The sequence below is a fragment of the Sinosporangium album genome (assembly GCF_900100605.1).
Taxonomy (GTDB): Bacteria; Actinomycetota; Actinomycetes; order Streptosporangiales; family Streptosporangiaceae; genus Sinosporangium; species Sinosporangium album.
In genome coordinates this window covers 1-5,595 of record NZ_FNCN01000076.1, presented here as the reverse complement: position 1 = coordinate 5,595, position 5,595 = coordinate 1, and the positions used below count along the sequence as shown (strand labels likewise).

At 66.0% G+C, this 5,595-nt stretch carries 7 protein-coding genes and 1 pseudogene; 3 read left to right on the top strand and 5 right to left on the bottom strand.

The features are described from left to right. The coding region (locus tag BLQ73_RS30620) for a LuxR C-terminal-related transcriptional regulator (protein WP_143020554.1) at positions 1-474 on the top strand (474 nt) is incomplete at its 5' end. Between the two features lie 180 nt (positions 475-654). On the opposite strand, the gene BLQ73_RS30615 is transcribed toward BLQ73_RS30620, so the two are convergent. Next, a complete protein-coding gene (locus BLQ73_RS30615; RefSeq protein ID WP_093176399.1) occupies positions 655-1,758 on the bottom strand; it encodes a hypothetical protein in 1,104 nt (367 codons plus the stop codon). A gap of 8 nt (positions 1,759-1,766) precedes the next feature. Next, positions 1,767-2,303 carry an RNA polymerase sigma factor gene (locus BLQ73_RS30610; protein ID WP_176955796.1) on the bottom strand — a complete coding sequence of 179 codons (537 nt, stop codon included), beginning with the start codon at positions 2,301-2,303 and terminating at the stop codon, positions 1,767-1,769. Between the two features lie 265 nt (positions 2,304-2,568). Between BLQ73_RS30610 and BLQ73_RS30605 the strand changes: the two genes are divergently transcribed. Next, the gene (locus tag BLQ73_RS30605) at positions 2,569-2,763 is read left to right on the top strand and encodes a DUF397 domain-containing protein (RefSeq protein ID WP_218126103.1); all 195 of its coding nucleotides are present in this window, start codon (positions 2,569-2,571) and stop codon (positions 2,761-2,763) included. A 28-nt stretch (positions 2,764-2,791) separates the two neighbouring features. Here the strand turns inward: BLQ73_RS30605 and BLQ73_RS35230 are convergent. From BLQ73_RS35230 to BLQ73_RS30595, 3 genes and pseudogenes are all read right to left on the bottom strand, one after another. Further along, positions 2,792-2,962: pseudogene (locus tag BLQ73_RS35230) on the bottom strand (IS701 family transposase); the annotation flags it as partial. Between the two features lie 477 nt (positions 2,963-3,439). Then, positions 3,440-3,655 carry a DUF397 domain-containing protein gene (locus BLQ73_RS30600; RefSeq protein ID WP_093176395.1) on the bottom strand — a complete coding sequence of 72 codons (216 nt, stop codon included), beginning with the start codon at positions 3,653-3,655 and terminating at the stop codon, positions 3,440-3,442. Further along, positions 3,643-4,545 carry a helix-turn-helix domain-containing protein gene (locus BLQ73_RS30595; RefSeq protein ID WP_093176393.1) on the bottom strand — a complete coding sequence of 301 codons (903 nt, stop codon included), beginning with the start codon at positions 4,543-4,545 and terminating at the stop codon, positions 3,643-3,645. The genes BLQ73_RS30600 and BLQ73_RS30595 overlap by 13 nt, the downstream gene beginning before the upstream one ends. Here BLQ73_RS30595 and BLQ73_RS30590 point away from each other — a divergent pair. Beyond that, the coding region (locus BLQ73_RS30590) for an RNA-guided endonuclease TnpB family protein (protein WP_143020553.1) at positions 4,522-5,595 on the top strand (1,074 nt) is incomplete at its 3' end. The genes BLQ73_RS30595 and BLQ73_RS30590 overlap by 24 nt on opposite strands.

Here is a 5,595-nt window from a genome sequence, read left to right as displayed (position 1 = left end):
GAGGCGGCCGGGATCGTCGCGGCCGAGACGGCGTGCCGGGTGCTCATGCTGACCACGTTCGACCTCGACGACTACGTGTTCGAGGCGCTGCGGGCGGGCGCGAGCGGGTTCCTGCTCAAGGATGTACGGCGGGGCGACCTCGTGCACGCCGTACGCGTGGTGGCGGCCGGCGAGTCGCTGCTGGCCCCCTCTGTCACCCGCAAGCTGATCGCCGAGTTCACCTCCCGGTCTCCGGCCGCCAAGCCGCTGGCCGCAGAGCTCGGAGTGCTGACCGCCCGGGAGCGAGAGACCCTGCGGATGATCGCCCTGGGGCAGTCCAACGCCGAGATCGCCGCCACGATGGTCCTCAGTGAGCACACCGTGAAGAGCCACGTCAGCAACATCCTCACCAAGCTCGGCGTGCGGGATCGGGTGCAGGCCGTGATCGCAGCCTACGAGGGCCGCCTGGTCGTGCCGGGGCGCGGCCAGGATTGAGCGCGCGGCGACCAGGTCGAAGTCGGCCGGGCGCGGCTAGCCGATGCGGCTCCCCCCCCCACCCACCGGGCGGGCGACAAAGGGCGGGGCCGCGATCCGCGACCCCGCCCACGTCCGGCGACATCACCTGCCTCGACTTGACGCCAGAGCCACGGCGGCGGTCCTCGCCGGAACAGGAGGTCAGCCCCCCGGGCGGGTGTCGATGCTGTCCGCCCAGCCCATGGCCTGGTACGCCATCACCAACGGCTCGGCCGCGCCGTCCGCCTGTGATTCGTAGGCGAGAAGCTCGCTGGAGCTCTCGTTCACCGTCAACCGGGCCGTGAGGTTACCCTCGTCGGTGGTGTGGCTGATCGCCACGCCGGCACGGCCGAGGGGGTCCTTCACTCGTTCCACCTGCATGCCGTCCTGCTGGGCGAGAACACGGTAGAGAGCTCCCCTGGTCTCAGGGGTGAGCGGCCCGGCCAGCAGGTCCGCCGCGGTCCACCAGACGTAGTCGTTGAAGCTCGGGGGTGTGGCCCAGTCCTCCGGGCGTTCGGTCTTGTGCAGGCGCTGCAGTTCGGCCAGGAGTTCTGCCTCCTCCTGCGGGAGTTTGCGCAGTTCATCCGTACTCATCCCGTGAGCGCCGACGGTCCACTTGATGGGCATGTCGTTGTCGTTCACCGCACGTGTGAAGGGCCACAGTTTGGGCTCTCCCGCCTTTTTCCAGGCGGTCTCATCCGCAGGAGTGCCGAAGGTGACCTTGACGTCCTGCCCCGTGATGGTCCGACTGCGTGCGCCCCCGCTCCGCGCAGTCCAAGACTCCTGCGTATGCGCGACCGAGGCGCGATAGGGAAGCTTCTCCCGCTTCCCCTTCTGTTCCTGCCCGGCCTCGCTGTCTGGCCAGGCATGCCGAATGGGCTCGAACGTGCGAACGCTCGTATACCAATACGCCCCCTCGGTCTCGGTGGCCCGTTCCGCCGTCGCCGCACTGGCCAGGAGGAAGGATCGGGCGTCCAAGTGCGCGGCTGGCGGAGCCGCCACGGTGGAGTGAGGAGTCTCCGCCCCACTCCCGCCGATAGCGTCGGGCAACACCACCGCGCCGACGGCCAGGGCGGCGACCGCCAGGCCGGCGACCACCAGCCGGGGCCGCGCCGCGGTTCGGCGGCGCACCGCGGTTTGCGGCTCCCTGAACGCGCGTGTGATGTCGGCGTTCCGCCGCCGGTGGTGGGATTCAGCAGTGACCTTGTCGAGCCCTGCAGGCCTCATCGCCGCAAACTGCTCATCGATCTCGTCGGTCGTCTTCACCGGTTCTCCTAAGGTGTAAGCGGGGCGTAGCGGGAGCTAGCAGGCTTGGTTGAGGTCTCCTGTAATGACGTGGCCAGTCGCTTACGCGCCCGGTGCAGCCGTACGGCGAACGCCGCCCGCGAGCCGCCCGTCACCTTGGCCGCCTCGGCCGGGCTGAGGCCGTGCCATACAGTCAGCACCAGTGCCTCGATATCGCGCTCCGACATTTGTGCCAGTGCGGACAGCGCCGTCTCGCGCGCCTGAACCGCCTCGGCCACGCTGTCTACCGGCGGGCCGACCACGCTGAGAGTCGCGATGCGATCCATAAGCACCACATCGTGCGCACGCGAATGGTGGTGTTTGCGAAGAAGATTGCGTGCCGTACCCAGCAGCCACGGCAAGGGCCGATCGGGCAGGTCGTGGAACCGCCGCCAAGCGATCAGGAAGGTTTCGCTCACCACGTCTTCCGCTGCGGCCTGTTCGGCCCGCAGCAGGACATAGCCCAGCACGCTGCGGTAATGCCGGTCGTAGAGTGCGGTGAACTGATTGGTGGGGTCATCGTCCATCGTTGTCCTGTCGGTCGAAGGCGCGGTGCTCAACCGCGATTCAGCTAGTAGTCCTCGTGGAGGGGCTCCGATTACAGGGCGGGAACATTTTTCTTCCCGACAGGGAACATCCGCATGACCGGTTTGGCAACCAACGGGTGTCCTGAGCAAAGACGCAGAGTCCATCGAATGAGCGATGTCGGACACCCGGGGCCGGCTGTGGCTTCGGGCGATGTTCAGATCGGCCAGAAGCGCAGCACGGCCCACACCTACCTGCGCCGGCGCCTTGTCGACAAACCGCGGCGACCGCAAGACCGGCGGCAGGTGCGTGGAGGCGTGCTGGGACGGGACGGTCGTTCATATGCATGAGACCAAGCAGTACGGCCAGGGGCCGATGCTGGTGTTCACGCGTGGCGAGTGGGAGGCGTTTCTCGGCGGCGTCGCCGGGGGGGGGGGGGGGAGTTCGACCTTCCGGGGATGACGCAACGTAGCTAGTAGGGCAGCCGAATTTAGTGATCTCTGATGCGTCGTCGCTGGTAGTGGGATCGTCGAGCTCTGGCTTGATGTCGTCGTCGCCATCGTGACCAGTGCTGGATGTGAGCTGCATCCAGCGGCGGGTGGGTGAGCAGGGCGAACAGACGGCGGATCTCGTTTGCCGAGATCGGGATGAGTTGATCACTGTGTGTTACGGTCGGCGGTCCCCCTCTCTCGATGATCGCAGCGGTGGCCGTTTTCTATGCTCTTGTCTGCCTAAACGTACAGGCAGACAACCTGCCTACCTCACGAGGTGCGGCTGCCCTACTAGTTCGAGATCAAAGCAGGGGTTGGACGCGGAATGCGCGTCCAGCCCCTTCTCTTTTCTTCAGCCCTGGGCTGTCAAAGTGGGCTGTCATGAGGCAGATCACCTTGACCGCTGAAATGCATTTCCGCAGGTCAACCAGTGGTGCCCCCGGCGTGATTCGAACATGCGACACCCGCTTTAGGAGAGCGGTGCCCTCTGGGGCGGTATTCGCTGGTTGACCTGGGGAAATGCCCTGTCCACGCGAGCGGCTTGCCGTGGTCATTCCGGACATATTCCGCGATCGGCAAGGGGCTGATTGACACGAAGGCCCCATACCGATGGCGGTACAGGGCCTTCACTCAAGATCCAGAGGGCGCTAGAAGTCGAACTCGCCCTTCTTCGCCCCGTCGATGAAGGCGTCCCAGACGCCGGTGCTGACCACGAAGGGCGCCTTCTCCGGGGCCTCGGTGTCCCGAATCCCCACTCGCCCTCCGCTGAGAGGGGCGACCTCGATGCAGTTACCGTCGTTCGAGGCGGACTTGGTGGCCTTACGCCAAGCCGCGGTGGCCAGCTCATCGTTCAGCTCGTCCATACCGTCACCATCGTCTCTCTGATCATCTCGGTGGAGGCACGCTGGGAATGTGCGTCACCTCGGATCGCCTCGTACCTGAGATTAATGGCATGCACATCCTCCGAGCGATCGGATACATGGCCGGCACCCGCCGACTCCAGATAGACCGTGTCGGGGGTGCCTTGGGCCTGGGCTATGGCGAAGGCGCCCGACAAGCCGGTGGTGGAGCCAAGCTCGAACGGGACCACCTGGATGCTGACCCTCGGAGAGCGCACGACCTCCAGCAGGTGTTCGAGCTGGTCGCGCATGACCTCACGCCCGCCGATCGGTCGCCTGAGCACACTCTCGTCGATCACCGCCCAGAACAACGGCGGGTCTGAACGGCCGAACACCACCTTCTGCCGTGCCATCCGCACAGCCAGGACTTCCTCCACCTGCTCAGACGTTGCTCCGGGTTTGCCGCTGATGACCGCCCGAGCGTAGTCCTCGGTCTGGAGCAGGCCCGGCAGCAGCAACGGCTCCCAGGACCGGATGGCATCCGCTGCCGCCTCGACGTCCAGCCAGTTGCGGAACCAGCGCGGGCTAGCCTCCTGAGCCAGGTTCGGCCAAAGCTGGAGCAGTTCGCCCTGAAGGCCGAGAGCCTCTTCGCACCGTTCGACGAAGGCGCGGGTCGGTCGCTTAGCCGCCCGCTCGACCTGCCCTATCAAACTGCTGCTGAAGCGGATTCTCGCGCCTAGCTGCACCTGGGATAAGCCGAGCGCTTCACGGCGTCTTCGCAGCTCGAAGCCGAACAATGCCTGTGGACTGTCATCGGGGTTCAACTCCTTGGGGGCAGGCACGTCGACTCCATCCCACTCGATCACACCGGTAGTAGCACCGATGGAACCTTGGCTGGTGTCGATCTGTTCCACAGCGTGCTATCGGTCCTCGTCGAAAAGATAGCCCGCAGAAGGCACTCTGAGAACCCACCTATTGGGCGCACCGGCGCAGGCAAGTACCGGTCGTACCGCTGGATGCAAGTTCGGTGTCATTGCCGGACAAGCTGGATGAGCGAGGTGAGAGGCATCGAAAGCGGGCAGATCTGCTGGAGCGAGAAGCTTCTTGGAGAAGTCGTCTTGGCGAAGATGCCGGCATCGGTAGGAGCGGCACGAGAGGCCGTGCTGGACATCGTCGGCCGTGACCACGTCCGCAAGGACGACATTCTGCTGGTCGTCTCGGAGCTGGTGACGAACTCCGTGGTCCACGCCGACAGAGGCACATCGTGTGCCTCTGTGAGGCTGCGACTCCTTGCCTCGGATGATCTGCTCATCGTGGAGGTCTACGACCCCGGCTCGTTCTCGGACGCGCCGCGCCTCGACGAGCGCCAGGACACATTCGGCGAAGGCGGGCGGGGCCTCTACCTCGTGTCGCTGCTATGTGGCGGCAGGTGGTCGACCAGATCGCTAGGCGCTGGCACGGAGCGCCTCGTGTGGGCGGCCCTGCCGCTTACTGGCCAGGCGTCTCCGGCGCGTGAAGTCGTCGATGCACGGCGGAAGGATTCCCGGCAAGCAATCCGGTTCACCAAGAACGCCCGGTTCGCGGTCACGCCGGGCGGGAAGCTGCGCCTGCCGAAGATCGGGGACGTTCCGGTTCGCTGGTCCCGATCGCTGCCGTCCGGTTCATCGTCAGTGACGGTGGTCAAGGACTCGGCGGGCCGGTACTTCGCATCGTTCGTCGTCGGGACCTCGCACCAGCCGCTGCCCGAGGCAGGCTCCGAGATCGGTATCGACCTGGGTCTCACTCATTTCGCGATCACCTCGGACGGCCGGAAGGCGGCGAATCCGCGCCTCCTTCGGCGTGCGGCGAAGAAGCTCCGCAAGGCGCAGAAAGCGCTGAGCCGCAAGGAGAAGGGCTCCGCGAACCGGGCGAAGGCCAAGGCGAAGGTCGCGAAGGCGTACGCCAAGGTGGCCGATACGCGCCGG

Coding starts and splice junctions, on each gene's coding strand:
- BLQ73_RS30610 (WP_176955796.1), bottom strand. CDS start 2,303: ATGGACGATGACCCCACCAATCAGTTCACCGCACTCTACGACCGGCAT.
- BLQ73_RS30600 (WP_093176395.1), bottom strand. CDS start 3,655: ATGGACGAGCTGAACGATGAGCTGGCCACCGCGGCTTGGCGTAAGGCC.